Below are 25,791 nucleotides of genomic sequence, written 5' to 3'. Positions count from 1 at the left end.
CGGAAGGCCCCTCAGAACAGCTCCAGCTGCTCCCCCTTCTTCCCCGTGCGCACGGTATCCCGGTCGGCGCGGCTGACAAGCCGCGCCGGAATCTCCTCCACGAACCGGGAAAGGGGGCGCTCCCCCGGGCCGCACCAGGGACGCTCCCGGGAGGCGGTCAGGATGAGTGCCTCCTTGGCCCGCGTCATCCCCACGTAGAAGAGCCTCCGTTCCTCCTCCAGATCGGCATCGCGCCAGAGGGTGCAGGGGAGAAGCCCCTCCTCGCACCCGGCCAGGAAGACCACCGGGAACTCAAGCCCCTTGGCGGCATGGAGCGTCATGAGGGGAACCCCCTCAGCGCGCTCGTCGTAGAGGGTCTCGGAAGCATAGTCCCGCAGATGGCGGGCAAAGGCCGCAAGATTGCGTCCGAAACTCCCCGCAAGGGCCACGAGGCGGCAGACATCGGGATGGCCGGCATCCACCTCCAGAAAGGGAAAAACAGGACCAATGGCCGGCGCGATTCCTTCCCGGGACATCACGTCCCGGAACCGCCCCAGGGCGGCGGCCAGTTCCGCCACCTGACGCGCAGCCACGGAAGGGAGGCCCACCGCGGCCGTCAGGGAAAGGAAATCGCCGGTCAGGGGAAGCGCCTCCTCAAGCCGGGTCAGGCTCTCCTCGCCGATTCCCCGCAGCCCCCCCAGGAGGGCCAGCCACTCGCCGATGTCATCGCTTCCGGCGGCTGCCTGAATGAACCGGGTAACGGCCCGCACCGCCGGTCCCAGAAAGTAGGGGACCGAGCCAACGAGCTGAAAGGGGATGCCCCGCCGCTCCAGCGCCCCGGCCAGCTCCTCGGCCTGCCGGGAAAGCCGGTAGAGAACCGTCATCTCCCCGAAGCTTCGCCCCCTCCCCTGGTCGCCCCCCCGCCCCGAAATCCGGGAGAAGTTGCTGACCCCACCCATGAACTCCTCGATGCGCCGCACGATGAACTCCGCCTCCGCTGCCGGCGTGGGGGCCCGGCAAAGCTCGATCATCCCCTGGTGCGGTGCCCCGGCCACAAGGGCGAGGCCGCTCCGCAGGGTATTTCGGGCAATGACCGCCGAAGCCCCCTCCACCACCGGCGAAGCCGAACGGTAGTTGCGGGAGAGGGAAAGCCGCCGGGTGCCGGAATAGTCGGCGAAGCGGAAGAAAAAGGCGGGGTCGCTCCCCCGAAAGCCATAGATGGCCTGGTCCGGGTCGCCGATGGCAAAGACCGTCGCCTCCCGGGCCAGGATCTCCACCAGGGCGTACTGGGGGGCGTTCAGGTCCTGGAACTCGTCCACGAAGAGATGCTCGACACTGCCACAGACCCTTTGCCGAAAACAGTCGTCCTCCCCGAGGCGCCGCACAACGAGGGGGACCACGGCATCCAGGTCCACGGCCCCGCGTCCCGCAAGCTCCTCCAGGTACCGCCGCAGCGGCTCAGACGCCCCGTCGAGACCCGAGCGGTGAAGATGGTCTGCGATGCCGTCGGCCACGGTACCCCGTTCCTTTTTCCCAAGATCGGGAAAGAGGCGCTTCAGGAGCCGCTCCCGGCTCTCCTCCCCCACCACGGCGAGCCCCGACGCCTCCTGCCGGAGCCAGTCAAGGCAGAACCGGTGAAACGTCCCCACAAAGACCCGCTCCCCTGCTCCGCCGGCCGTAGCCACAAGCCGCTCCCGCACCTCCCTGGCGGCCCGGTTGGTGAAGGTGATAGCACAAACGTGCTCCGGCACCGTCTCCGGTCGCGCCAGGAGGGCAGCGATGCGCGCTACGAGGGTGTAGGTCTTGCCGGTGCCCGGTCCGGCCGCCACCAGCACCTGCCGGTCGGCACAGCCGATCGCCTCGGCCTGCTCCGGGTTCGGCCCTCCGGGTGGGGAATCGCTTGCCGTTACGTCCTTGCGAACGGGCGGGGCGAGAGGCTGCGGCGGTTCTTTCCGACGGCTCCGTCGGGGGGGATCGTCGGCGAAGAGGCCGGCCTGGCCCGAGAGGCGCGCCACTTCCCCCTCCTCGAAGACCCGGATCGTCCCGAACTCTCCATCGTACCCCCCGTGCCGGATGACCCGCCCTGACCGGATGCGGGTCACCGCCTCGGCCACCAGGGGTGCCACCTCCCGAATCTCCTCCGGAGGCGTGTGGAGCAGGAGTCCAAACTCCGAGCCGAAGCGGGCCACAAGGCGTCCGTACTGGCGCAACACCTCCTTGGAGCCCGGGCCGACGCCAAGGATCTCCCCCAGCACCTCGGGGAGGGGCACGAGACTGAAAAACTCCGGTGCATCAGGAGGAAACAGGGGGTGCTCCCGGTCGGCCAGTTCCATCACCCGGTGGAGGACCCCCACGGTGAGAGGGCGGCCGCAGGCGGGGCAGCGGCCGTCGAGGCGCCGGGTCTCCTCCGGCTCAAGGCAGACCGAGCAGGCCCGGTGGCCGTCCAGGTGGTACTTCCCCTCCTCGGGGAAAAACTCAACGGTCCCCCGGAAGGTATCGCGGTGATTCGACTTCAGGGCGTCGCGGAGCGAGAAAAAATCGAAGCCAGTGGCGAAGAGATTCGCCTCCCGGCCGAGCCGGGAGGGGGAGTGGCAGTCGGAATTGGAGATGAGGGTGAAACGGTCCAGGGCCGATATCATCCGGTTCATGTCAGGATCGGAGGAGAGGCCGGTCTCCAAGGCGAAGACGTGGGGGGAGAGGTCACCGAAGCACTCCTCCACCGTGTCGAAGCCGGACCGGGAACCGAAGAGGGAAAACCACGGGGTCCAGATGTGGGCCGGAACGAGGAACCCCTCGGGTGCCTCCTCAAGAACGATTTCCAGGAGATCCCGGGAGTCGAGGCCGAGGATCGGGCGGCCGTCCGACTCGATGTTGCCGATGCCCGCAAGCCGCGCGGCAAGGCGCTCCGCCGAGGCGAAATCCGGAACGTAGACGAGGTTGTGGACCTTGCGGACCACACCGTGGCGCTTGTAGATGCAGCTGATCTCCGCAGAAAGGACGAAGCGGACCGGCGTCGATGAGGGGGAGAGCCCCGGCAGGGGAGAGGGCACCGTTTCCTCCCGCAGCCGGAAGAACCCTGGCTCCGCCGGCATGAGGGTCTCCCGCAGGAGACGGAACCAGCCGGGATGGGTGAAGTCGCCGGTCCCCAGAACCTGAATCCCTTTCACCCGGGCCCAGGCGGCAAGGCCGGCCGGATCACACTCCCGGCTCGTGGCCCGCGAAAAGGGAGAATGGACGTGAAGATCAGCAACGTACTCCATGGATCTCTTCTCCTTCTGCGTTTTTCGACTGTCAAAGGTACACCGAGTCGTCGGAGGCCGTCCACTCCTTTTCCGTGAAATCCGGCCCCAACGTCACCCCCCTGGCTGGACGGCAACCATTTTGCATACCATGATCCATTCGCTCTTGATTCTCTCCAGACCGTCACATAGAATACGATTATTTTTTCGGCGCACGGGGTGCATGTGGTAAAAATCCTTCTCATAGCGGACCAGGACCGGCTCGAAAAGCTCTTCGACTTTGTGAGCGATTCCCCCCAGATACACTTCAGGATCTCCCGCTCCCTCCGCCAGGGGAGTCAGGACATTGCCGACGAGGCCCCGGACATCCTCTTCGTCCAGAACCACCTCTCGGGGCTCTCCGGGGAAATCATCGCCCGGCACCTCATCGGTCAGGTGGAAGGGGCAAGGCCCCGGGTGGTACTTTTCGGAGAAATGGCACAACAGCCGCCGGACCAGGGCCCCCTGGACGCATGCCTCGACATTGCCCGCACCGACGGGGAACTGACCGCTGCCATCATCGGCATCATCTCGGAACTCCCCGCACCACTGCCCCCCGTCGAGATCCCACCTTCCGTGGAGGCGGAAGAACAGGCGCCTGCGCCTTCCCCCGCGGAACAGCCCGTACCTGCTTCGCCAGCCACCGATGCCGCGCCGTCGATCACGGAACCACCCATCCCGGCCACGGATACCGTGGTGGACACTTTCGGCCGGCAGGGATCACCTGTTCCGCCCCAATCTATGAGCCCCTTCGACGAGAAGCTCACGACCGTCATCGAACAGACTGCCGAACCGGTCCCCCTGGCGGAGATGGAGGATACGGTGCACCTCACCGCTGGGGCTGACGGTGCGAGGTCATCTGCCGCAACACGCCCCCGCATTGGCAGGAAAGAGACGAAACTCACAAAGCTACTCTGGATCGGGCTTGCCGCTCTGGCTGTCGTTGCGGTCGGAACAATCATGCTGCTGACTCCCGAAACGCCCTCCCCCAAACAGGCCCCCAGGCCGGCGGCACGTCCCGCAGCGCCAGCGCCTAAGAAAATTGTCCCTACACCACAGCCCCCCGCACCGGCGGCGCCACCGACTGCCGCACAAGCCTCATCGCCTGGGGCAACCGCACCGGCAGTGACACCAGTCAAAATCCCGGCACAGCCAGAGCCGCAACGCCCCCCTCAAGCTGCCACGCCTCCTCACCCCCCGGTTGGCACGGGGGGGGGACTCGCCCAGCTTCCCTCCTTCATACCGCGGGAGGGGCGCGACCGGGACTATGGAAAGTCGCACCCCGGCTGGGAGCGTTACAAGGGCGCCCGCACCGAGTTCAAGGTCTACCGCGACGGCACTGTCATTCGGGCCGTGCAGGCCATCGACCGCAGCGGTGTCGGCATTCCCGAATCTTTCCTGCGCGGCGCCCTGAACCAGATGAGCACCTCGCGGGAGTTCACCCTAGACTCCACGGAGACCCAGGGGAAATTCCGGGTGGAGAAGGGAACGGCGAAGGGAGGCGGCCGGCTCGTTGTCTACCGTACGGTTCCCAAAGGCGCCATCAGGGCCTTCGTCGTCCACTTCAACTGATCACTCCTTACCGAAGATACGGACTCTGTCATGACATCACGCACCTACATGAATTTTTGCACCGCCTTTACCCTCTGGGGACTTCTCGGACCACTGCAGGCTGTAACCGCCCAGGCTGCCTCCCCCTCCTTCGAACTGGATCTGAAGGACCTGGAAAAAACGACGAAGCCTTCCCCTCAACGCCGGCGGCAACCCGTCCGCGCTCCCAGCAAGGATAGTGCCCGGAAAGCAGATACCAAACCGGACACCCCAGCATCCGAAGCAACTGGTGACTATACCCGCTATTCCGTCAGGCCCGGCGACTTTCTCTTTAAGATCCTGATCCGCGATTTCGGCCTCAGCAACGCCCAGGCCGAGGCGCTCATTCCGGAAATCCAACGAATCAACAAATTGCCGAGCACGACGCGCCTCGAGGTGGGACAGACCATCCTCATTCCCCGTCACCGCCGGGCATCATCTCTGGCTAAGACCGCTACACCCGCACCCACGGCATCCACACCTGAACCCGCATCTGCACCGGAAGGACACCGCCCCCTCATCATCCCGCCTGCTCCGTCATCGGCGCCGGCTCCCTCCACTGTCGTCACCTCGCCCCCCGAGCCAGTGGCGTCCCCACAGCATGAAACAGCAAAGGGAACGGTGGCGTCGCCTCCGCCGCCTCCGCCACTCACACTATCGGGCAATGAAACTGTGCCGCCTGCACCAGCCACGGAAGCAAAGGCTGACCTTTCCTTTTCCACGGCACTTATCCGTCTGTGGGAAAACCTCGTTCCCGGCCAGCGGCAAATCGAACCGTTGACCGTCAACGGGAAGGTTCTCGACCCGGCCGATTACCCGCTCCTCCTGGCTACCGATGGAGGACGGATTCTGGTGGACCTCCGGGGCACCCTCCAACCCCAGCTTCGTACTCAATTGGCTCAAAAGTACCCCGACATCCACATTGTTACCCGGGGCAACGATAGCCTCAAGACGCTCGTCGCAACCCTCGTGCGAGCAGCCGAGTTCGCCCGGGCAGAAGAGAACGTGGCCGTCGACCTGGGGGCTGATCCCACCCTCTCCGTCCGGGCAGACTTCCGCATCGTGAGGCTTCCGACGACCCGGGGGGGGCCCGAAACCGTCCTCGTCTTTCTGGACGAACATGGCCCCTGCCTTCCTCCCCCCCTCACCGATTACCTCCATCGGAAAGGGTACCAGGTGGCCCAGTTCTGCGACCGCCCGGGAGACACCGTTGCCGAGCCGGGGTACGACCTCCGGGCCATCCCTCCTTCCACACCTTGCGATATGGCGGTTTCGCTTCTTAACGCACTTTCCCTGAAACTGGACCGCAACCGTATCGTTTCCGGGGCCATGGGAGAGAACTCGGAGAACCGGTTCAGCATCAGGGTAGAAGGATACTTCGAGGCGGGGGGAAAGCGCTTTATCCTCGATTGCTCAGGAAACGATCCCTACAACTACACCCTCTTCAGGCTCCTCCAGGTGCAGGGTTACGGCATCATCCAACCCCAGGAGAACGAGGATTTCACCGACGTAACGCGGCGTCTGCTCACTGAGCTCAACTACCCAAACTCATTTGGAAGGCATGAAATGGACTACGGGCGGTACAGGATCGCGATCACCGGCTTCAAGATTACCCGCCGCGAATCTTCGGCCGGCCGTCTCCTGCTCACGTCCCGGCCATCCGACCCGGTATTTGCCGAGTTGCTGCGGTGGGCTCCGACTGAGAAGAAGTAAAGGGCCCAGGGGTAAGCAACGCCATGGTTGCACGGGCGATGATCACAGACTATCGGGTGGGAATTTTTCGATCAAAGGAAATGGGCGCGGCATCACGGGAATGTATGATTTCCGCATGAACAGACTACCGGCAAAAGAGATGATACTGCAGATGAACTAATCCCTACTGACCCGCCATCTTCATGAGGGCATCGGCCCGATAGAGGGATGCATCGGGGGCAAGGGGAGATTCCGGATAACGGGCCAGGAACCGGTCAAACGCGTCGAGCGATTGCTGGTACTGGCCCGACTTGTATGCGCTGACTCCCTTCTCAAAGAGGGTCTGCTCGTTCTCTCCCCCCTTGCGCGTGGCTGGAGGAGGAGAAACGACCTTTGACGCCGCCGGCACCTCGGACGCCCTGGGTGGCGAGGATGGACGGGTTGTAGCCGCAGGCACCTTGACCACCGGCTTTGCCTCCTTCGGAGCCTTCGGCACCGCAGGGGTCACCGCCTGATGCTTTCTGGCACCCTTCCGCTTCTCTGCAGACTTGGCACGGCGTACCGGCGCCGCAGTTCCCTCGCCGTGACCGGGAGGCAGGGGAACCAGGAGCTTATGGCCCGCATAGATCAGGTTGGGGTTCGCAATCTCGTTAAAGAGCAGAATCTGAGAGAAGTAGGTTCCCTTGCCGCTGTATTTCCGCGACAGGCCATACAGGGTATCTCCCTTTTCGATGGTGATGCGCTTGACAAGAACCCCCTCCTCGGGGCCCGCCAGTGGTTTGCCATCCGATGGTTCCGGAGCGTAACGGAGATACTCCGCGCCACTGGCTGAGGAAAGCGACGCAAGGGAGAGGACGAGAGACGACGCGACAAGTCTGAGAGTGCCGTTCATATCAGTACCTGTTCCCGAGTTGATCCTGGTAGTTCAGGACGTTTTTCACCTGGATGCTCCTGCCAACCGCGGTTCCCGCCTTGACCCTGAAGGTCACCTTGATGACCCGCTTCTCTCCAGCCCCCAGTTCGTCAAACTTCCAGATGTAATCGCCGTTTTTCGCTCGACCGAAAGAAGGATCCGATGCGACCAGTTCCAGGTCTTCAGGGAGAACGCTCTGGAGTTCCACAGCCTTGGCCATGCTCGAACCCCGGTTGGTGAAATTAAGCTCGAAGGAGGACACCTCACCCGGCTTGAGCCTTCCCCCCTTGCCACTCATGGCCAGTTCAACCACAGGTCTGGCGTAGACCAACCGCAGGTTCGCGGTGACACTCTTTGCCTTGTCGCTTTCCGGCTCGAAGGCCATGGAAACGGTGGCGGCTGTCCCGTCGCTCTCGGCGGCCGGCGTGGAGAGATCGAGGATCACGTAGGACTCCTCCTTAGGCGCCAGCGGCCCAACGTGGTTAATGATCGGCTCGTTCGCCTGGCGTATGCCGTCGCGGTTGAGATCCTGATAGAAGGTATAGGTGACGTTGGGAGGAAGTTGCGGCTTGATGAGAAAATCCTCCCGCACGTTGCCGGTGTTGGTAACGATAAGGGGCACGGCCATGGACTGGCCGGGAATCACGACCAGCTTGTCGCTGTTGGTCCTGACGGCGACGCCGCTCACCGGCTTCACGAAGGAAGAGGCCGAGATGAAGGAATCCCGGGTCTGGAGTTCAGTATTGACCACGTCAGCCCGCAGGAAGAGCTCTTGTTGAGCGATTGCCTCATCCTTCAGCTGGAAGGCCACATCGAATTCCCTGCTCTCTCCCGATGCGAGACGTATGGCGTCAAGCACCAGCGCCGCCTTCATCTCTTGCTTGAGGCCGGTTCCCACCGGACTTACCGGCTCGTACTGGGGCGGATAGTTAAGCCGCAGGCTTACCCCCTGGGCAGTGGCGGTACCGATGTTGAGGAGCGTCACCCGATAGGCGACCTTCTCCCCGGGGAGAATCTGACCCTTGTCGGTCTTGACCACGGCGCGGAGCAGCGGCGCCGAGGCGGCAAACATGATATCCCGGGCCTGGGTGGCATCCCTGTCCATACGCGAGGCAATCTTGACGGGATAGATCATTTTCTGGCCATCGATGTACTCGCGCGGAACGGTAACGGAGACCACACCGTTGAAACGTTCCCCGGGAGCGATGGGCGGCGTCATGTTGACGGGAATTTCCTTCCTGGCTGCATCGGCGAACTGGGCTCCGAACTCGGCAGGAAAGCCCGATTCGAGATAGAAACTGTCGGTGCCATTACCCCTGTTGACCACTTCAAAGGGAATGTCGTGCCGCTTGCCAACCTCCAGGCTTTGGGAGACCGGGGCAACCGTCAGGTCCGCATCGGCAAACTGCCCCACTTCCAGAGAAAGGATCTGGGCGTTCTTTTCGGAAGGTGCCGGCTTCGACGCCACGGCAGCGGTACCGGGAACCGGATAGACAATGCCGAGGTCCTTCAGCTTGGCCGTCGCTGTTGCCGCGGCTCTGGTCCCCGGGAAACGGTCGATGAGCGACTTGTATTCGCCGATGGCCTTTTCCCTGAGAGTCGCACGTTTGCTGGCCTCCGCCTTTTCCGCGGTCAGTTTTTCCGCTGCGGCCCGTTCCCTTGTGGCCTTCTCGGCTGCGAGACGATCAGCCTCGGCCTTCTCCCGGGCCTTCTGTTCGGCAAGCCGGAGCTCCGCAGCCGCCTTCTCTGCAGCCACTTTTTCGGCGGCAAGGCGTTCGGCAGCACGCTTCTCGGCGTCCGCCTTCTCCCGGGCCGCCTGCTCAGCCGCCGACTTCTCCCTGGCAGCCTTCTCCGCGGCGATCCGCTCGGCAGCGGCCCGGCCAGCGGCGAGCGTTTCCGCAGCAGCGCGCTCGGCAGCAGCCTTTTCGTCAGCCGTCTTCAACGCGGCAAGGCGCTCAGCCTCGACCTTCTCCCTGGCTGTTTTTTCCGCAGCCAGACGCTCGGCTTCCGCCTTTTCCCGCGCAAACTTCTCCGCTGCCAGACGTTCTGCGGCAGCCCGCTCCGCAGCGGCTTTCTCGGCTGCGACTTTTTCCGCAGCGGCTTTTTCCGCAACCGTCTTTTCCAGGGCCAAGCGCTCAGCCTCGGCCTTCTCCTTGGCGGCCTTCTCCGAGGCCAGACGCTCAGCTTCAGCCTTCTCCTTCGCAAGCTTCTCCGCTGCCAGGCGCTCAGCCTCAGCCCGTTCCGCTGCGGCCTTTTCCGCAGCCGCACGCTCTGCGGCCGCCTTCTCGGCCGTTGCCTTCGCCAGGGCCATGCGCTCGGCTTCCGCTTTCTCCCGGGCAGCCTTCTCCGCAGCAAGGCGCTCGGCAGCGACCCGTTCCGCCGCAGCCTTCTCCGCAGCGGCCCGCTCTGCCGCAACCTTCTCCGCAGCCGCCTTCTCCGCAGCAAGGCGCTCGGCCTCGGATACGCTGCGCACAGCCTGCTCCGCGGCCTGCTTTGCCGCCGCAGTCTTTTCTGCCAGCGCCTTCCGTTCCGGCGCCGGAGCAGCGGCCACCGTCGCGGATGCCGGACGCTTAGCCGCAACGGGAAGCTGCTCCCCCTTGTCGAAGCGCGCCACAAGCCCAAGAAGCTCATCCTCGACAGTTCCCTTGAGAGGGCTGTCGGGATACTCCTTCATAAACTGGGACATGTACCGTGCCGCGTCCCGCTCAAACCCCGCCTTGAAATTGGCCCGGGCAAGCCAGAAGATGGCCATGTCGCGCAAGGGAGTGTCGGGGTATTTCTCAAGGACCGTCTTCATCCGCTCGATGGCGGTCTGGTAGTCCTTTTTCTGGTAGGCGTTGAAACCTGCGATGAATACCTGGGAATCGTCGGAGTTGACAGCATAGACGGGAGAGGAAAGGAGCGACGCGATTATGAGACATCCGGTCAGGCACCGGAAAGCGGCAGTGCGGAAATATTTCATAAAATCCACGGGCTTGACCTTTCCCTTCGTGAGGGCAAAGAAATTAAGGTAATTAGATTCAGTTACATAGCATCATAACACCCGCTTGTCAACGATGAATGCCGGCGCGAGGCCCCGTAACTACGCGAAAAACGGCCATACAAAACTTTGAATTCCGGGGTCCCGACCCTCTTTTCAACGGAGCCCTCACTCGGTATACTGGCCCCATGTTCGACAAATCTCGCCTGAACACCCTCCCCGATTCCCCCGGCGTCTACCTCATGAAAGGGTCAGACGGCACCATCCTCTACGTGGGGAAGGCCAAGAGCCTCAGGAAACGGGTTCGCTCCTACTTCGGCGCGGCCGGTGAATCCCGCTACCACATCCGGTTCCTCGTGGCCCGGGTGGCGGAGGTGGAGGTCATTGTCACCGACACCGAGAAAGAGGCCCTCATCCTCGAGAACACCCTCATCAAGAAGCATCGCCCCCGTTATAACCTGGACCTGCGGGACGACAAGACCTACTTCTCGCTCCGCATGGACATGAACGAGGAGTTCCCCCGGCTCACCATCATCCGGAAGGTGCGCCAGGACGGGGCCCGCTATTTCGGCCCCTATTCATCGGCCGCCTCGGCCCGCGAAGCCCTCAAGCAGCTCTACCGGCTCTTTCCCCTGCGCCACTACCCCCTTGAAACCTGCCGCCGGCGCCGGCGCCCCTGCCTCTTCTACCAGCTCAGGCAGTGCTCGGCTCCGTGTCACGGCCTCATCTCACCCGAGGAATACCAGAGCCTCGTCCAGGGGGCCGCCCTCTTTCTGGACGGGAAGAACCGGGACCTTCTGAAGACCTACCGGGAACGGATGACATCCGCGGCAACGAACGAGCGCTACGAGGACGCGGCCCGCTACCGGGACCTCATCCGCGCCATCGAGGTAACGGTGGAAAAACAGAAAATGGTGACCGCGGGAGGAGATGCCGACGTTCTCGGCATACACCGGGAAGGGAGTTCCCTCTCCCTCGCCCTCCTCTTCATCAGGGGAGGGCGTCTCATCGGCAGCCGCAGCTACCTACTCGCCTGGGAACTGGAGGACGAGGAGGCCGTTTCGTCATTCCTCAACGACTACTACAGCCGGGAGGTCTTCATCCCCGACGAGGTACTCGTTCCGCTTCCCGTGGCCGACAGCGCGGCACTGGCGGAACTTCTCTCCGAGCGGCGGGGCAAGCGGACAAGCGTAGCGCACCCCCAACGGGGAACAAAGGCCGCCCTGGTCAAACTCGCGGGGAAGAACGCCGAAGCGGCCCTTCGGGAGAGGCAGAAACGGGAGGAAGGAGCGGAAGCGGTCCTGACGGAACTGAAGGAGCGGCTCCACCTGCGGAACCTCCCCCGCTCCATCGAGTGCTACGACATATCGAACATCCAGGGGACCTACCCAGTGGGCAGCAGGGTCTCGTTCCGCGACGGCAAGGCGGACAAGGGGGGCTACCGCCACTACCGGATCAAGACGGTCGCCGGCGCCGACGACTTCGCCATGATGCACGAGGTCCTCTCACGCCGGTTCAGGGACAGCCCGGCCAAGGACGAGCATCCCGACCTGATTGTGGTGGACGGCGGCATCGGACAGTTGAACATCCTGACCGCCGTTCTCCGGGAGTTGCGGGTGGAGGATGTGGATGCCGCCTCCTTGGCCAAGAGTCGCGTGGAACGGGACATGGCGGCGGAAGAGCTGACACGGAGCACCGAGCGGGTCTTCCTCCCGGGCCGCAAAAACCCGGTGGTCCTCCGCCAGAACAGCGCACCACTCCTCCTCCTGGCACGCATCCGCGACGAGGCCCACCGTTTCGCCATCACCTACCACCAGAAACTGCGGGGAAAAGACACCATCCGGTCGATCCTCGACACCATTCCGGGAATCGGGCCGAAACGGCGGAAGGAACTTCTGCGGCAATTCGGAAGCCTGCGGCGAATCCGGGAAGCGAGCCGGGATGAGCTGGCCGCCACCCCGACCATTTCGCCGACCCTGGCCGAGAGCATCTGGAAATCTCTCCACGAAAACGACGAAGGCGACACCCCCTGAAAGGGATGCCGCCTTCGGGCGCTCCAGTGGAAACTCCCCCTATTTTTCGGCCAGGAGCTTCTTGATGAGGGTTTCCATGTTCTTGAGGGTGGCGTCCGAACCTCCCATGAACCTGTCGGCCACATTTCCCCTCTTGTCGATGACGTACACCGTGGGGAGGGACCGGAGACCGTAATCGGTCTGGACATCTTGGCCGGCAAGGGCCACGGGATAGACTATCCGCTTGCTGGCGATGAAGTCCTTGACTGCCCCCTCATCGCCATCGTCAAGCGAGAGCCCCAGGACCTGGAGTCCCTGCCTGCCGTACTTCCTGCTGATGCCATTCAGATGCGGAATAGCCTCCCTGCAGGGGGGGCACCAGGTGGCGAAAAAATCGATGACCAGCACATACCCCTTGTAATTGGCGAGACTTATCTGCTGCCCGGAGGTGCTTACCACCTTGAGGGGCGGGGCAGGCTGCCCTTTCTGGGGGATGGCAAGCGACGGCGAGGCAACCGCCATCGTAAAACCGGCCGCCGCGACAAAAGCTCTCAAAACAGGGACTATCCGCATAAGAGGCACAACTCCTGAGTTAGTTCGAGCTAGAGCGCCTTCTTGATGAGGGCCTCAAGCTGAGCCTTGGGAACAGCCCCTACGACCTGATCGACAACCTTGCCGTCCTTGAAGAGGATGACCGTGGGGATGCCGCGTACGCCATACTTGCCGGGGGTGCCGGGGTTGTCGTCCACGTTTACCTTGCCGACCTTCACCTTGCCGTCGTACTCGTCGGCAATGGCGTCGATGACCGGGGCGATGGCCTTGCAGGGGGCGCACCAGGTGGCCCAGAAATCCACAAGCACCGGAACGGTAGCCTTGAGCACATCGGTATCGAAGTTATCATCACTGAACGTCAGCACCTTTTCACTGGCCATGGAAGCCTCCTTGTCAAACAAATTGTACTTTCAGAATATAGACGAGCTTCCCCGAAACATCAAGGAGGAAAACGGCAGCGTTTCCCCTCCCCTTGGCAATCGGCCTGAAATCTGGTACACACACATTCGTTACTTACCCTAGCGAAACAACCGGATTCCATGATCCAATTCCCCGTAAACCTGAACCTTCGCGAGCGAAATGCCGTCATCGTCGGCGGCGGTGCCGTTGCCGCGCGCAAGTGCCTTCTCCTTATGGAAGCGGGAGCGCGGGTCACCGTGATCGCTCCCCGCCTCGATCCCCGTCTGGAAGAGCTTTGGAGGGAAGGCCGGATCATCTGCCACGCCCGCCAGTACGGGGAGGGGGACCTCGCAGATGCCTTTCTCGCCTTCGCAGCCACGGACAACCCCGCCGTCAACCTGCACGTGGCCCGGGACGCGGCAGCCCTCGGCATTCTTGTGGACATCACCGGTGCGCCGGAGCACGGAAGTTTTACAACCCCGGCGCACTTTCGCAGGGGAGATCTTCTGGTCGCCGTCTCCACGGGAGGGAAGAACCCGGCCCTGGCCCAGAGCATCTGTAACGATCTGGCGCAACGATTCGGCCCCGAATACGCTGAAACCGTTGCGATACTTGGCGCAGTCCGTGAAAAGCTGTTGACTGTCCGCAGCAACCGCACCTACAATAAGGCGGTTTTACGCACCCTTGCCGATGCCGACCTCCCCGGCCTGATCCGGCGGGGGGAATACGAAACGATCGACCGCCTCCTCGTGACCCACGCCGGCCCCGGTTTTACCCTGGCCTCGCTGGGAACGAGGACCGAGGACCCCGCATGAACGCCCTGTTCTTCAAACTGACCCTGGCCATCTACTTCGCAGCCACCATTGCCTACCTGGCTTACCTCGTCAAACCCCGGGAAGTACTCGGCAAGGTTTCCTGCTGGATTCTCTCGGCGGGGTTCGTGGCTCACTGTGCCTACACGGTCGACCGGTACCTGGAGGCGGGACACACTCCCATCACCAACCTCCACGAGTCCCTCTCCTTCTTCAGTCTTGCCGTTGTAGGCATCTACATCCTCTTCGAGCGGAAATACCGGATCTTCATCCTCGGCTCCTTCGTCACCCCTGTGGCATTCCTGCTCATGGCGGCCTCCACCGGCTTTCCCTCGGCCATCATGCCGTTGAATCCGGCCCTCAAGAGCAAATGGCTCATGGTCCACACGGTCATGGCGTTCCTGAGTTACGCCGCCTTCTCCGTTGCCTTTGGCGCCGCCATCATGTACCTGATCCAGCAGCATTTCCTCAAGAGCAAGAAGCTGGGCCCCATGTACCAGAAGCTTCCTTCCCTGGACATACTGGACGAGATCAACTATCGCTGCCTCACCATCGGGTTCCCGCTTCTCACCTTCGCCATCATCTCGGGTGCCATCTGGGCTGAATCCGCGTGGGGAACCTACTGGAGCTGGGACCCGAAGGAAACCTGGTCCCTCATCACCTGGTTCGTCTACGCGGCGCTGCTCCACGGCAGGCTAACCACCGGATGGAGGGGAAAGAAGGCCGCCATTCTCGCCATTGTCGGCTTCTTCGTCCTCCTGTTCACCTTCCTCGGCGTGAACCTGTTCCTGTCGGGGCTGCACAGTTACAAATAAGAAGTCAGAGGATCCCATGAACATTGTGGTTGTGGGGCTGTCACACAAGACCGCCTCCGTCGATATACGGGAAAAAGTCGCCTTCGCACCGACACAGATGGAAAAGCCGCTGCGGGCGCTATTGGCCATCGAGGACATTGCCGAAGCGGTCATCGTTTCCACCTGCAATCGGGTGGAAGTATACATCTCCACCCGCGACATCGCCGGCGGGATGGCGCGGATCAAGCGTTTTCTGGCCGACTACCACGGCATCTCCCCCGAAATCCTCGAACCTCACCTTTACGCCCACCACGGCGAGGCAGCCATCCGGCACGTCTTCCGGGTCGCTTCAAGCCTCGACTCCATGGTGGTGGGAGAGCCCCAGATCCTGGGCCAGATCAAGACCGCCTACGGTTACGCCGCCGAGTTCAAGACCAGCGGCATCATCCTCAACCGCTTCCTCCACAAGGCTTTCTCCGTGGCCAAGCGGGTGCGGACCGAAACGAAGATCGCCTCGTCGGCCGTCTCCGTCTCCTTTGCCGCGGTGGAACTGGCCCGAAAGATTTTCGGCAATCTCTCGGACAAGACGGTCATGCTCATCGGCGCCGGCGAGATGTGCGAACTGGCAGCCAAGCACTTCATCAACAACGGGGTGCGGGGGGTCATGGTCACCAACCGGACCTACGAACGGGCCGTGAAGCTGGCCGAGGAGTTCGAGGGGAAACCGGTCTCCTTCGACGACCTCTTCGACCAGCTCCATAAGGCCGACATCGTTCTCTCCTCCACCGGCGCCACCCAATTCATCATCAAACCCAAGGACGTGGAGGAGGTGATCCGGCGCCGGAAGCTGAAGCCCATGTTCTTCATCGACATCGCGGTGCCTCGGGACATCGATCCCAAGGTGAACGACGTGGAGAACGTCTACCTCTATGACATGGACGACCTCCAGGGGGTCGTCGCCTCCAACCTGCAGCAGCGGGCCGAGGAGGCGAAAAAGGCCGAGGCGATTATCGACGAGGAAATCGGCCAGTTCCACAAGTGGCTCTCCAACCTGGAGGTGACGCCGACCATCGTGGCGCTCCGGTCGAAATTCGAGGAGACGCGGAAGGCCGAGTTGGAAAAGACCCTCGCCTCCTGGAAGGACCTCCCCCCCGACGGGGCCAAGCGGCTGGAGGCCCTCACCACCGCCATCGTCAACAAGCTCCTCCACCCCCCTACCGCAACCCTCAAGCGGGTGGGCCAGGGAGGGCGGACCGACCTCTACGTGGATGCCCTCCGTACCCTCTTCGAGCTCCAGACCGGCGAGTCTGAGGCGGAGGAACTTGGAGAGCTGGAAGAGTAAGACCCCTCAAAGCATTCCGCTGTTTTCATAGATAAAAAAAGGAGACTGCAATGGCACCGAAGCAGCTGAGAATAGGAACCCGGGCGAGCCAGCTTGCCCTCTGGCAGGCCAACTGGGTGAAGGGTGAGCTGGAAAAGCGCTACCCCGGCATGGCCGTGGAACTCGTCAAGATCAAGACCATGGGGGACAAGATCCTCGACGTCCCCCTGGCCCAGGTGGGGGGCAAGGGGCTCTTTGTCAAGGAGATTGAAGAGGCGATGCTCCGGGGCGAGATCGATATCGCGGTCCACAGCATGAAGGACGTCCCCACCGAATTCCCCGAGGGGCTCGGCCTCTACTGCATCACCGAGCGGGAGGACCCGCGCGATGCCGTCATCTCCCGGGGGGTGAAATTCGCCGACCTTCCCCAGGGGGCTCGTATCGGCACCTCGGCCCTGCGCCGCCAGGCCCAGATCCTCAAGGTGCGCCCCGACCTCCAGATGGTGGTCATCCGCGGCAACGTGGAGACCCGCATCCGCAAGCTCACCGACGAGAACCTGGATGCGGTCATTCTGGCCGCTGCCGGCCTGAACCGCCTCGGCTTCGCCGACCAGGTCTCCGAGTACCTGCCGGTGGAGCTGTCGCTCCCGGCCATCGGCCAGGGGGCCCTCGGCATCGAGTGCCGTCTCGATGATGAAACCATCGAGGAGACCATCGCCTTCTTCAACCACCCCGACACCGCCCACGCGGTCCGGGCCGAGCGGGCGCTCCTGTGGCGCTGCGAAGGTGGCTGCCAGGTCCCCATAGCCGCCCACGGCCAGGTTTCCGGCGACACCCTCACCCTCACCGGCTTCGTCGCCTCGGTGGATGGCACCCGCTCGGTGAAGGACACCATCTCCGGACCGGTGACGGAGTGCGAGAAGCTCGGCATTGCCCTGGCGGAGAAGCTCCTGGCCGACGGCGCCCACGAGATCCTCGCCGAGGTCTACCAGCGGGAAGTGGCGCGGGAAAAGGAAATCCCGGTCTAGCACTACCCCATGCCCGAGAAATCTCACAAGAAAAACCTCGTCTACCTCATCGGCGCCGGCCCTGGCGACCCGGGTCTCATCACGGTCAGGGGAAGGGAGTGCCTGGGCCAGGCCGACGTGGTCATCTACGACTACCTGGCCAACGACGACCTCCTCCGCTTCGCACGGCCCGACGCAGAGTTGATCTACGCCGGCAAGATCGGCGGGCACCACAACCGCGAGCAGTGGCAGATCAACGCGCTCCTGGTGGAAAAGGCACTGGCGGGGAATGTGGTGGCACGGCTCAAGGGGGGTGACTCCTTTGTCTTCGGCCGGGGGGGTGAGGAGTGCGAGGCCCTTGTGGCGGCGGGAATCCCCTTTGAGATCGTCCCCGGCGTCACGGCCGGGATCGGTGTCACTGCCTACGCCGGCATCCCCCTCACCCACCGGGGGGTGACCACTTCCGTCGCCTTCGTCACCGGCCATGAGGGGCACGACAAGGAGGTCTCCCAGATCGACTGGGAGGGTCTCTCCCTGGGGAGCGGCACCGTAGTCTTCTACATGGGGATCAAGAACCTCCCCCAGATAACGGCAAACCTTATGGCCCACGGCAGGCCGCCGGAGACCCCGGTCGCCCTCATCCGCTGGGGGACTCGGCCCGAGCAGGAAGTACTCACCGGCACCCTGGCCGACATCGCCGAGCAGGCACGGCGGACCGGCTTCCGGGCCCCGGCCATCACCGTGGTGGGAGAGGTGGTGCGCCTGCGGGAGAAGCTCCGCTGGTTCGACAACCGCCCCCTCTTCGGCACAAGCATCCTCGTTACCCGTGCCGCGGACCAGGCAGGCGAGTTCGGTGCCATGCTCGGGGCACTGGGTGCCCGGGTCGTGGAGTGCCCCACCATTGCCATCGTCCCCCCGGAAAGCTGGGACGACCTCGACGGGGCCATCGCCCGTCTGGACCGGTTCCACTGGATCATTTTCACCTCGGTCAACGCGGTCCGCTTCTTTTTCGAGCGACTCGCCGCAGCCGGAAGGGACTCTCGCGCCCTGGGGAACTGCCGCGTCTGCGCAGTGGGTCCCAAGACCGCCGCGTCGCTGGCCCCCTTCGGCATCCGGCCGGACCTCATTCCGTCCGACTACAAGGGCGAAGGAGTGGTGGAAGTGTTCCGCTCGGAGGAGATTGCAGGGAAACGGATCCTCTTCCCCAAGGGAGACCGGGCCAGGGACGTGATACCCCAGGGCCTCGCGGAGCTGGGGGGAGAGGTGACCGCGCCGGTCGCCTACCGCAACGTGACGCCCGACTCCCTTCCCGCCGGCGTCATCGCCGAGTTGGAAGAACGGCGCATCACCTGCGTCACCTTCACCTCGTCATCCACCGTGGAGAACCTGGCCGCCATCCTCGGGGAGAACCGCTTCCTCCACCTCCTGAAGGGGGTAACGATCGCCGCCATCGGCCCAATCACCGCCAGAACCTGCCGGGAACTGGGGCTTGAGGTTCACGTGGAGCCCTCGAAGTACACCCTCGCTGCCATGACGGACGCCCTCGTCGACTTTTTTTCACGGCCGAAGTAGATACGCCTCTCCTTCACCCCTCGCCCCTGCAACCGGAGTGTGGAGCGCCCCGATGCTCACCGACACCCACTGTCACCTGGATGACCCGACCCTCAGCTCGCGCCTCGGCGAGGTCATGGCCGCCGCGCGACAGGCCGGGGTCGGACGGATCATCGTTCCGGGGGTCGCTCCGGGTGGATGGGATCGGATCGCCTCCTTGGCACGGGAGCAGGAGGGAATCTTTCCCGCCTTCGGCATCCATCCCCAGGCGGCTGACCAGGCCGCCGACGGTGCCCTGGCGCGGCTCGCCACCCTCAGTGGCACAGCCGTTGCCGTGGGGGAGATCGGCCTTGATCATCTGCTTTCCACCGTTCCCCGCGAAACCCAGGAGACGGCGTTCCGGAAGCAGCTCCGGATCGCGGTGGCAGCGGGGCTTCCAGTCATCATCCATTGCCGCCGGGCCTTCGAGCCCCTTCTCCGCATCCTCAGAGAGGAACGTGTCTCCCGGGTTGGCGGGGTCATGCACGCCTTCTCCGGTAGCGTGGAGATTGCCCGGGAATGCATCAGGCTCGGCCTCTTCATCTCCGTCGCGGGGACCGTCACCTACCGTAACGCCGTGAGGCCCGTGGCCGTGGCCCGGGAAATCCCCCTGGAACACCTCCTCATCGAGACCGACGCCCCCGACATGCCCCCCGAGCCCTTCCGCGGCACCTCCAACGAGCCGGCATTTCTTGCGGTGACGGCGCGCCGTCTGGCGGAGCTGAAGGGGGTGACACCGGACCACGTGGCGTGGATAACGAACGCAAACGCTGCCAAACTCTTTCGCCTTTCATAACTCTAAATCGAGGTATTCCCATGTCCCCACTTCACCGCTTTTCCCGCACCGAGATCCTCATCGGCCCCGAGAAGCTCCAGCGGCTCCGCGAGTCGACCGTGGCCATCTTCGGCCTCGGGGGGGTCGGGAGCTTTGCTGCCGAGGCCCTCTGTCGGGCCGGGGTCGGTCGGCTCGTCCTCGTGGATTTCGACGACATCTGCCTCACCAACGTGAACCGTCAGCTCCACGCCATGGACGGCACGGTGGGGAAGGCCAAGGTACAGGTGATGGCCGAGCGGCTCCGCCTCATCAACCCCGATGCGGACATCGTCCCCCACAAGGATTTCTACGAAGCCGGCAACAGCGACTTCCTCCTCTCGGGGGAATACGACTACGTGGTGGACGCCATCGACCACATCACGAGCAAGCTCCATCTGATCCGCAGCTGCCGGGAGCGGGAACTGCGGATCATCTCCAGCATGGGGGCCGCCAACAAGCTGGACCCCACGAAGATCCGCGTGTCCGACATCTCCAAGACGAGCGTCTGCGGCCTGGCCAGGGTGGTCCGCAAGCAGTTGCGCAGGCAGGGGATCAAAAGCGGCGTCACGGTGGTCTACTCCACCGAGGAACCCCGGGAACAGGCCATTGCCGATGCCGGGTGCCGCTCCAACTGCATCTGCCCCAACAAGGAGGAACAGCGCTTTTCCTGCGAGCACCGCCGCAACATCCTCGGGAGCATCTCCTTCATCCCGAGCATCTTCGGGCTCACCATGGCGGGTGTTGTGATAAACGATCTGGTGCGGGATTGACTGATAAAATACCCTTGTTGAAGGTCAACAATTTGCCGCTATACTTTCAACCAAACGACATCGAATGGGATGAAAGGGGGTAACGGTATGGGCAGAGAGTATTCGATTCAGGAGGCCCTGAAGCTCGCCATCAAGGGGGAGAAGGACAGCATGGACTTTTATCGCAAGGCGGCTTCGGTGACCAAGAACGAACGGGCCCAGAAGGTCTTCGATCTTCTGGCCAATGAGGAGGTGGGGCACCTCAAGGCATTCTTCGACCACTACAAGGGAGGGGAGTTCGGCGACATCGCCACCTACATGGCACAGCCCCCGGACACGAAGAACCCCACGTACACAGCCCTCATGAAGGCCGTCAACGAGGAGACCCCGGAGCAGCAGGCCCTTGAACTGGCCCTCAAGGAAGAGAAGTCGTGCATCGACCAGTACACGGGCCTTGCCAGAGACATCATCGATCCCCTGGTCAAGGCCATCTTCGAGCGGGTCATCAAGGAGACCGAGAAGCACCTGGCAATGATCGAGGAGGAGTACCGCCACGTCATGACCATGGTCCACGAGTCGGACCAGGACATCTACGTGCGGGAATAACCCCGTAACAGCGGTTGGGATACCACGGGAACGGAGGAACCAAAACCTTTCCCAAGGGGGTGGCCAGGGTGAGGGGGAAACGCGGAGAGCGACCCCCTCATCCCGCTTTCGGTCACATTATCCCACCATTATCGGCTGGATGCCGCAGTTGTTGCCACCATGACAACGTATATTTGATGACGGCCCGACAAACTGCTGTTAGACTTCGTCTCATGAAAAAACAAGTTCCATCAAAGCCCCCTGAGAAAGTACCCGCCACAATTCCAGCACAAAACGCGCTGTCAGGTCAGGAATCCCCCCCCTTCCCCATTGTGGGCATTGGCGCCTCCGCCGGCGGGCTGGAGGCGCTGGAGCAGTTCCTGCGGCACGTTCCGCAAGGGTGCGGCATGGCCTTTGTCATCGTCCAGCACCTGGACCCGACCCACAAGGGGATCCTGCCCGAACTGCTCCAGCGCACCACCGGGATGGCGCTCTTTCAGGCCAGGGACCGGATGCGGGTCAAGCCGGACTGCGTCTATGTGATCCCCCCCAACAAGGACATGTCCATTCTCCACGGAGTGCTGCACCTGTTCGAGCCGACGGCGCCCCGCGGCCTGCGCCTTCCCATCGATTTCTTCCTCCGATCCCTGGCCGAAGACCAGCAGGAGCGCAGCATCGGCGTCATCCTTTCCGGCATGGGTTCGGACGGCACCATGGGCCTGCGGGCAATCAAGGAAAAAGCGGGTGTGGTGCTGGTGCAGGAACCTGCATCGGCCAGGTTCGACAGCATGCCACGCAGCGCCATCGATGCCGGACTGGCCGACCTGGTGGCCCCGGCGGAGGATCTGCCGGTAAAGATCATCGACTATCTCCGGCACGCCCGCGTCCTCATTAGGACCGAGCGCCCCTTGGAGGAAAAGGACCAGAGCGCCCTGGAGAAAGTCCTCATCCTGTTGCGGGCCAAGACCGGCCACGACTTCTCACTGTACAAGAAGACCACCATGTACCGACGGATCGAGCGGCGCATGGGGATTCACCAGATCGACCGGATCGCCGCCTACGTCCGCTACCTGCAGGATAATTCCCAGGAGGTGGAACTCCTCTTCAAGGAACTGTTGATCGGTGTGACCAGCTTTTTCCGCGACCCGGCGGCATGGGAACAGCTGAAGGGAGAGTTTATTCCGGCACTCCTGGCGGAACGACCGGCCGGCGGGGTGCTGCGGGCCTGGTCGGCCGGCTGCTCCACCGGGGAGGAGGCATATTCGCTGGCCATCGCCTTCAGGGAGGCGCTGGAACAGGCCAAGCCCACGGAGAGTTTCAAGCTGCAGATTTTTGCCACTGACCTGGACCGGGACGCCATCGACAAGGGCCGTCAGGGGGTCTATCCGGCCAACATTGCCGCGGACGTCTCTCCCGAGCGCCTCCGCCGGTTTTTTGTCCAGGAAGGGAGTGGCTACCGGGTCGGCAAGGAGATCCGGGAAATGGTGACCTTCGCCACGCAGAACATCATCATGGACCCCCCCTTTACCAAGCTGGATATCCTCATCTGCCGCAACCTTCTGATCTATCTGACGCCGGAACTGCAGAAAAAGCTCCTGCCGCTCTTCCACTACAGCCTGAACCCGGGCGGCATCCTGTTTCTGGGGAGCGCGGAGACCGTCAGCACCTTCACCGATCTCTTTGCCCCGCTGAACACCAAGTCAAGACTCTTCCGGCGCCGCGAATCGGTGCTTTCGGCCGAACCGGTGGCGTTTCCCTCTTCGTTTGTACCGGCCCTGCCGGGAGTTCCCAAGGAGTTGACGATGATGAAACCTGCAGCCAATCTCCAGACGCTGGCGGACCAGCTTCTCCTGCAGCACTTTTCCCCGCCCGCCGTGCTGGTCAATGACAAGGGTGACATCCTCTACATCAGCGGGCGGACGGGCAAATATCTTGAGCCGGCGGCCGGCAAGGCCAACTGGAATATTTTCGCCATGGCCCGCGAAGGGCTCCGTTTTGATCTGGGAAGCGCCTTCCAGAAGGCGGTCCGGCACAAGGAGGCGATCACCCTCAAGGGGCTCAAGGTCGGGGAGAACGGCGCCACGCAAACCGTTGACGTCACTGTCCAGGCGATCGAGGAGCCGGAGGCGCTGCGGGGGATGGTGATGATCGTTTTTACCGACGTGGCGACGCCCCCGGAAAAGAAAGCATCTGGCCGCTCCAGGAGTTCCTCTTCCGACAACATCCGGGTGCTCGAACTGGAGCAGGAACTCCAGCAGGTGCGCGAAGAACTGCAGACGACCCGCGAGGAGATGCAGTCCTCCCAGGAAGAGCTCAAATCCACCAACGAGGAGTTGCAGTCCACCAACGAGGAACTGCAGTCCGCCAACGAGGAGCTGACCACCTCCCGGGAAGAGATGCAGTCCCTGAACGAAGAACTCCAGACGGTGAACGCCGAGCAGCAGTCAAAAATGGACGAGCTGTCGCGCATGAACAACGACATGAGGAACCTGCTCAACAGCACTGAAATTGTCACCGTGTTCCTGGACAACGACCTCCATGTCCGGCGGTTTACCACCGGGGCGAACAAGCTCTTCAAGCTGATCCCGGGCGATGTGGGGCGACCGCTTTCCGACATCGCCAGCGACCTGCTCTATCCCGGGATGACCGAAGAGGCCCGGGAGGTGCTGCGGACGCTGGTCTTTTCGGAGAAGCAGGTCGCCGCCACCGACGGGCGCTGGTTCTCGGTACGCATCATGCCCTACCGCACCATGGAGGACGTCATCGGCGGGGTGGTAATTACCTTTGCGGACATCACTGCGGCCAAGACGCTGGAGACGGAACTGCGCGAGGAGATTTCACGGCTGAAACTGAAGACGGAAGGCAGAAGTTAAAAAGTGTAGTAGTCTTAACGGTGTGGTTTGTTTCCAGCCGTCTTCGGCCTTCTGCCTTCATCCTGAATCAAAGGGTTTGCAATGGGAATCGACAAAGACAAGGGATTGTCTAAGGATACCGCCAACTTGCGCCGCCGTGCCGAAGAGCAGTTGAGTGAAAACAGGGCGAAACACTCCCCGCCCCGGCCCGTGGAAAAGACGAAGAGGCTCGTCCATGAGCTTGAGGTCAACCAGATCGAGCTGGAAATGCAGAATGCAGAGCTGCGCCGAGCCCGGGAGGAGCTTGAGGTATCGCTCAACAAGTATGCCGAACTCTATGACTTCGCACCTGTCGGCTATTTCACCTTTGATGCCCGCGGAGTGATACGGGAGGTGAATCTTGCCGGCGCGCAACTGCTGGGAATAGAGCGGCGGCAGCTGGTCAACAAACCCTTTGCCGGTTTTATTGCCGATGCAGGCGACCGGGAGATTTTTTCCAACCATCTCGCATTGGCGTTGCAGCGACAGGTCATGCTCAGATGTGAAATCAGTCTCACGAGAAACGACGGTGCGGTGTTCCATGGCCAACTTCAGAGCGTAGCGGTCACCATCGAAAGCATGGACGGCTCTATCCTTACCTCCATCGTTGACGGCACGGTCCGCAAGCAACTGGAAGAGGCGCTGCAAAATGCCCATGACAAGCTGGAGCTGGCGGTACAGGAGCGGACCGGAGAGCTGAGCAGGGCGAATGTGCGGCTCTCGCGGGAAATAGAGGAACGCAAGGGTGCGGAAGAGTCACTCCAGAGTGCGTTTGCGGAAATCAGCCACCTGAAAGACCGGCTCGGGGCCGAGAACATCTACCTGCGGAAGGAGGTTGCCCGGGCGTACAACTTCGGCGAGATCATCGGGCAAAGCAATGCCATGGAGTATGTATTCTTCCGGGTCGAGCAGGTGGCCCCGCAGGATGCGACCGTTCTCCTCCTTGGCGAGACTGGCACCGGCAAGGGAATGATCGCGCGCGCCATCCACGGCAGGAGTTCCCGCAAGGACCGGCCGATGATAACGGTCAACTGCACGGCACTGCCGGCGAACCTCATCGAAAGCGAGCTCTTCGGGCGGGAAAAGGGTGCGTTCACCGGGGCTGATGCCCGGCAGATGGGACGCTTCGAGCTGGCCGACGGCGGAACCATATTTCTCGACGAAATCGGCGAGATGCCCCTGGAACTGCAGTCTAAGCTGCTTCGGATCATCCAGGACGGCGAGTTTGAACGCCTGGGCAGCCCCCGCACCATCAAGGTCGATGTGCGGATCATCGCGGCCAGCAACCGGAACTTGGAGGAAGAGATCCGCGCGGGGAGGTTCCGGGAAGACCTCTTCTACCGGCTCAATGTTTTCCCCATCACGATCCCGCCACTGCGGCAGCGCAAGGAAGACATCCCGCTGCTCGTCACGTATTTTGTCGCCAAATACAACAAGAAAATAGGCAAGAAGATAGAGACCGTTTCGAAGGAGACCCTGAACGCCCTCCAGGAATACCACTGGCCCGGCAACGTGCGGGAGCTGGAAAGCGTCATCGAGCGGGCGATCATCACCAGCCCGGGGACCACGCTCCAGGTATTGGACCGATTCGATACGTTCCGCAAGGCGGGGGAACTGGCAGAGCAGGACGTCAAAGCCCTCGCCGACCTGGAACAGGATCACATCCTCCAGGTGCTCCAGAAAACCGGCTGGCGCATCGAGGGGAAAAACGGGGCGGCGGTACTCCTTGGTCTCAACCCCAGCACTCTTCGCGCCCGGATGCGTAAATATGGCATCCGCCGGCACTAAAGAAACAACACACAAGAATTACCGATAGTTGCCTCAACATTGCCC

Annotated in this window: 18 protein-coding genes; 13 read left to right on the top strand and 5 right to left on the bottom strand. The window is 62.7% G+C overall.

Features of this window, described 5'->3' with window-relative positions:
- Positions 1-11: 11 nt before the first annotated feature.
- Positions 12-3,239 (bottom strand): UvrD-helicase domain-containing protein, encoded by a 3,228-nt coding sequence (locus KJB29_RS05645; RefSeq protein ID WP_215733759.1) that lies wholly within the window; start codon positions 3,237-3,239, stop codon positions 12-14.
- Positions 3,240-3,443: 204 nt separating this feature from the next.
- Between KJB29_RS05645 and KJB29_RS05640 the strand changes: the two genes are divergently transcribed.
- A complete protein-coding gene (locus KJB29_RS05640) occupies positions 3,444-4,829 on the top strand; it encodes a hypothetical protein (RefSeq protein ID WP_215733758.1) in 1,386 nt (461 codons plus the stop codon).
- Positions 4,830-4,859: 30 nt separating this feature from the next.
- Positions 4,860-6,560 (top strand): LysM peptidoglycan-binding domain-containing protein, encoded by a 1,701-nt coding sequence (locus KJB29_RS05635; protein ID WP_215733757.1) that lies wholly within the window; start codon positions 4,860-4,862, stop codon positions 6,558-6,560.
- 163 nt (positions 6,561-6,723) lie between these two features.
- On the opposite strand, the gene KJB29_RS05630 is transcribed toward KJB29_RS05635, so the two are convergent.
- Positions 6,724-7,431, bottom strand: coding sequence for a LysM peptidoglycan-binding domain-containing protein (locus KJB29_RS05630; protein ID WP_215733756.1), 708 nt, complete (start codon positions 7,429-7,431; stop codon positions 6,724-6,726).
- Between the two features lies 1 nt (position 7,432).
- Positions 7,433-10,414 carry a tetratricopeptide repeat protein gene (locus KJB29_RS05625; protein WP_215734022.1) on the bottom strand — a complete coding sequence of 994 codons (2,982 nt, stop codon included), beginning with the start codon at positions 10,412-10,414 and terminating at the stop codon, positions 7,433-7,435.
- A gap of 206 nt (positions 10,415-10,620) precedes the next feature.
- On the opposite strand from KJB29_RS05625, the gene uvrC reads away from it, so the two are divergent.
- On the top strand, positions 10,621-12,465 hold the full coding sequence (gene uvrC, locus KJB29_RS05620) for an excinuclease ABC subunit UvrC (protein ID WP_215733755.1): 1,845 nt from the start codon (positions 10,621-10,623) through the stop codon (positions 12,463-12,465).
- Positions 12,466-12,504: 39 nt separating this feature from the next.
- On the opposite strand, the gene KJB29_RS05615 is transcribed toward uvrC, so the two are convergent.
- Both KJB29_RS05615 and trxA read right to left on the bottom strand, forming a co-directional pair.
- Positions 12,505-13,017, bottom strand: coding sequence for a TlpA family protein disulfide reductase (locus KJB29_RS05615; protein ID WP_004512668.1), 513 nt, complete (start codon positions 13,015-13,017; stop codon positions 12,505-12,507).
- Between the two features lie 29 nt (positions 13,018-13,046).
- Positions 13,047-13,376: a thioredoxin TrxA gene (gene trxA, locus KJB29_RS05610; RefSeq protein WP_004512669.1), complete on the bottom strand. Its 330-nt coding sequence runs from the start codon at positions 13,374-13,376 to the stop codon at positions 13,047-13,049.
- Positions 13,377-13,535: 159 nt separating this feature from the next.
- On the opposite strand from trxA, the gene KJB29_RS05605 reads away from it, so the two are divergent.
- From KJB29_RS05605 to KJB29_RS05560, 10 genes are all read left to right on the top strand, one after another.
- The gene (locus tag KJB29_RS05605; RefSeq protein ID WP_215733754.1) at positions 13,536-14,210 is read left to right on the top strand and encodes a precorrin-2 dehydrogenase/sirohydrochlorin ferrochelatase family protein; all 675 of its coding nucleotides are present in this window, start codon (positions 13,536-13,538) and stop codon (positions 14,208-14,210) included.
- Entirely contained in the window at positions 14,207-15,022 is an 816-nt protein-coding gene (ccsB, locus tag KJB29_RS05600) for a c-type cytochrome biogenesis protein CcsB (RefSeq protein ID WP_004512671.1), read from the top strand. The genes KJB29_RS05605 and ccsB overlap by 4 nt, the downstream gene beginning before the upstream one ends.
- A 16-nt stretch (positions 15,023-15,038) precedes the next feature.
- Complete coding sequence (gene hemA, locus KJB29_RS05595) at positions 15,039-16,343, top strand: glutamyl-tRNA reductase (RefSeq protein ID WP_004512672.1); 1,305 nt, start codon at positions 15,039-15,041, stop codon at positions 16,341-16,343.
- A 50-nt stretch (positions 16,344-16,393) separates the two neighbouring features.
- The gene (hemC, locus tag KJB29_RS05590; protein ID WP_215733753.1) at positions 16,394-17,350 is read left to right on the top strand and encodes a hydroxymethylbilane synthase; all 957 of its coding nucleotides are present in this window, start codon (positions 16,394-16,396) and stop codon (positions 17,348-17,350) included.
- Between the two features lie 9 nt (positions 17,351-17,359).
- Complete coding sequence (cobA, locus tag KJB29_RS05585; RefSeq protein ID WP_215733752.1) at positions 17,360-18,901, top strand: uroporphyrinogen-III C-methyltransferase; 1,542 nt, start codon at positions 17,360-17,362, stop codon at positions 18,899-18,901.
- A 52-nt stretch (positions 18,902-18,953) separates the two neighbouring features.
- The gene (locus KJB29_RS05580) at positions 18,954-19,715 is read left to right on the top strand and encodes a TatD family hydrolase (protein WP_215733751.1); all 762 of its coding nucleotides are present in this window, start codon (positions 18,954-18,956) and stop codon (positions 19,713-19,715) included.
- 20 nt (positions 19,716-19,735) lie between these two features.
- The gene (locus KJB29_RS05575; RefSeq protein ID WP_215733750.1) at positions 19,736-20,503 is read left to right on the top strand and encodes a tRNA threonylcarbamoyladenosine dehydratase; all 768 of its coding nucleotides are present in this window, start codon (positions 19,736-19,738) and stop codon (positions 20,501-20,503) included.
- Between the two features lie 87 nt (positions 20,504-20,590).
- Entirely contained in the window at positions 20,591-21,088 is a 498-nt protein-coding gene (locus tag KJB29_RS05570) for a ferritin family protein (protein ID WP_215733749.1), read from the top strand.
- Positions 21,089-21,300: 212 nt separating this feature from the next.
- Positions 21,301-23,940 carry a chemotaxis protein CheB gene (locus tag KJB29_RS05565; RefSeq protein ID WP_215733748.1) on the top strand — a complete coding sequence of 880 codons (2,640 nt, stop codon included), beginning with the start codon at positions 21,301-21,303 and terminating at the stop codon, positions 23,938-23,940.
- An 81-nt stretch (positions 23,941-24,021) separates the two neighbouring features.
- Positions 24,022-25,746: a sigma-54 interaction domain-containing protein gene (locus KJB29_RS05560; protein WP_215733747.1), complete on the top strand. Its 1,725-nt coding sequence runs from the start codon at positions 24,022-24,024 to the stop codon at positions 25,744-25,746.
- Positions 25,747-25,791 lie beyond the last annotated feature (45 nt).

Source organism: Geobacter grbiciae (genome assembly GCF_018531165.1).
GTDB classification, from domain to species: domain Bacteria; phylum Desulfobacterota; class Desulfuromonadia; order Geobacterales; family Geobacteraceae; genus Geobacter; species Geobacter metallireducens.
Note: the sequence above shows the minus strand (reverse complement) of the source record. Positions and strands in the feature narration are given on the sequence as shown.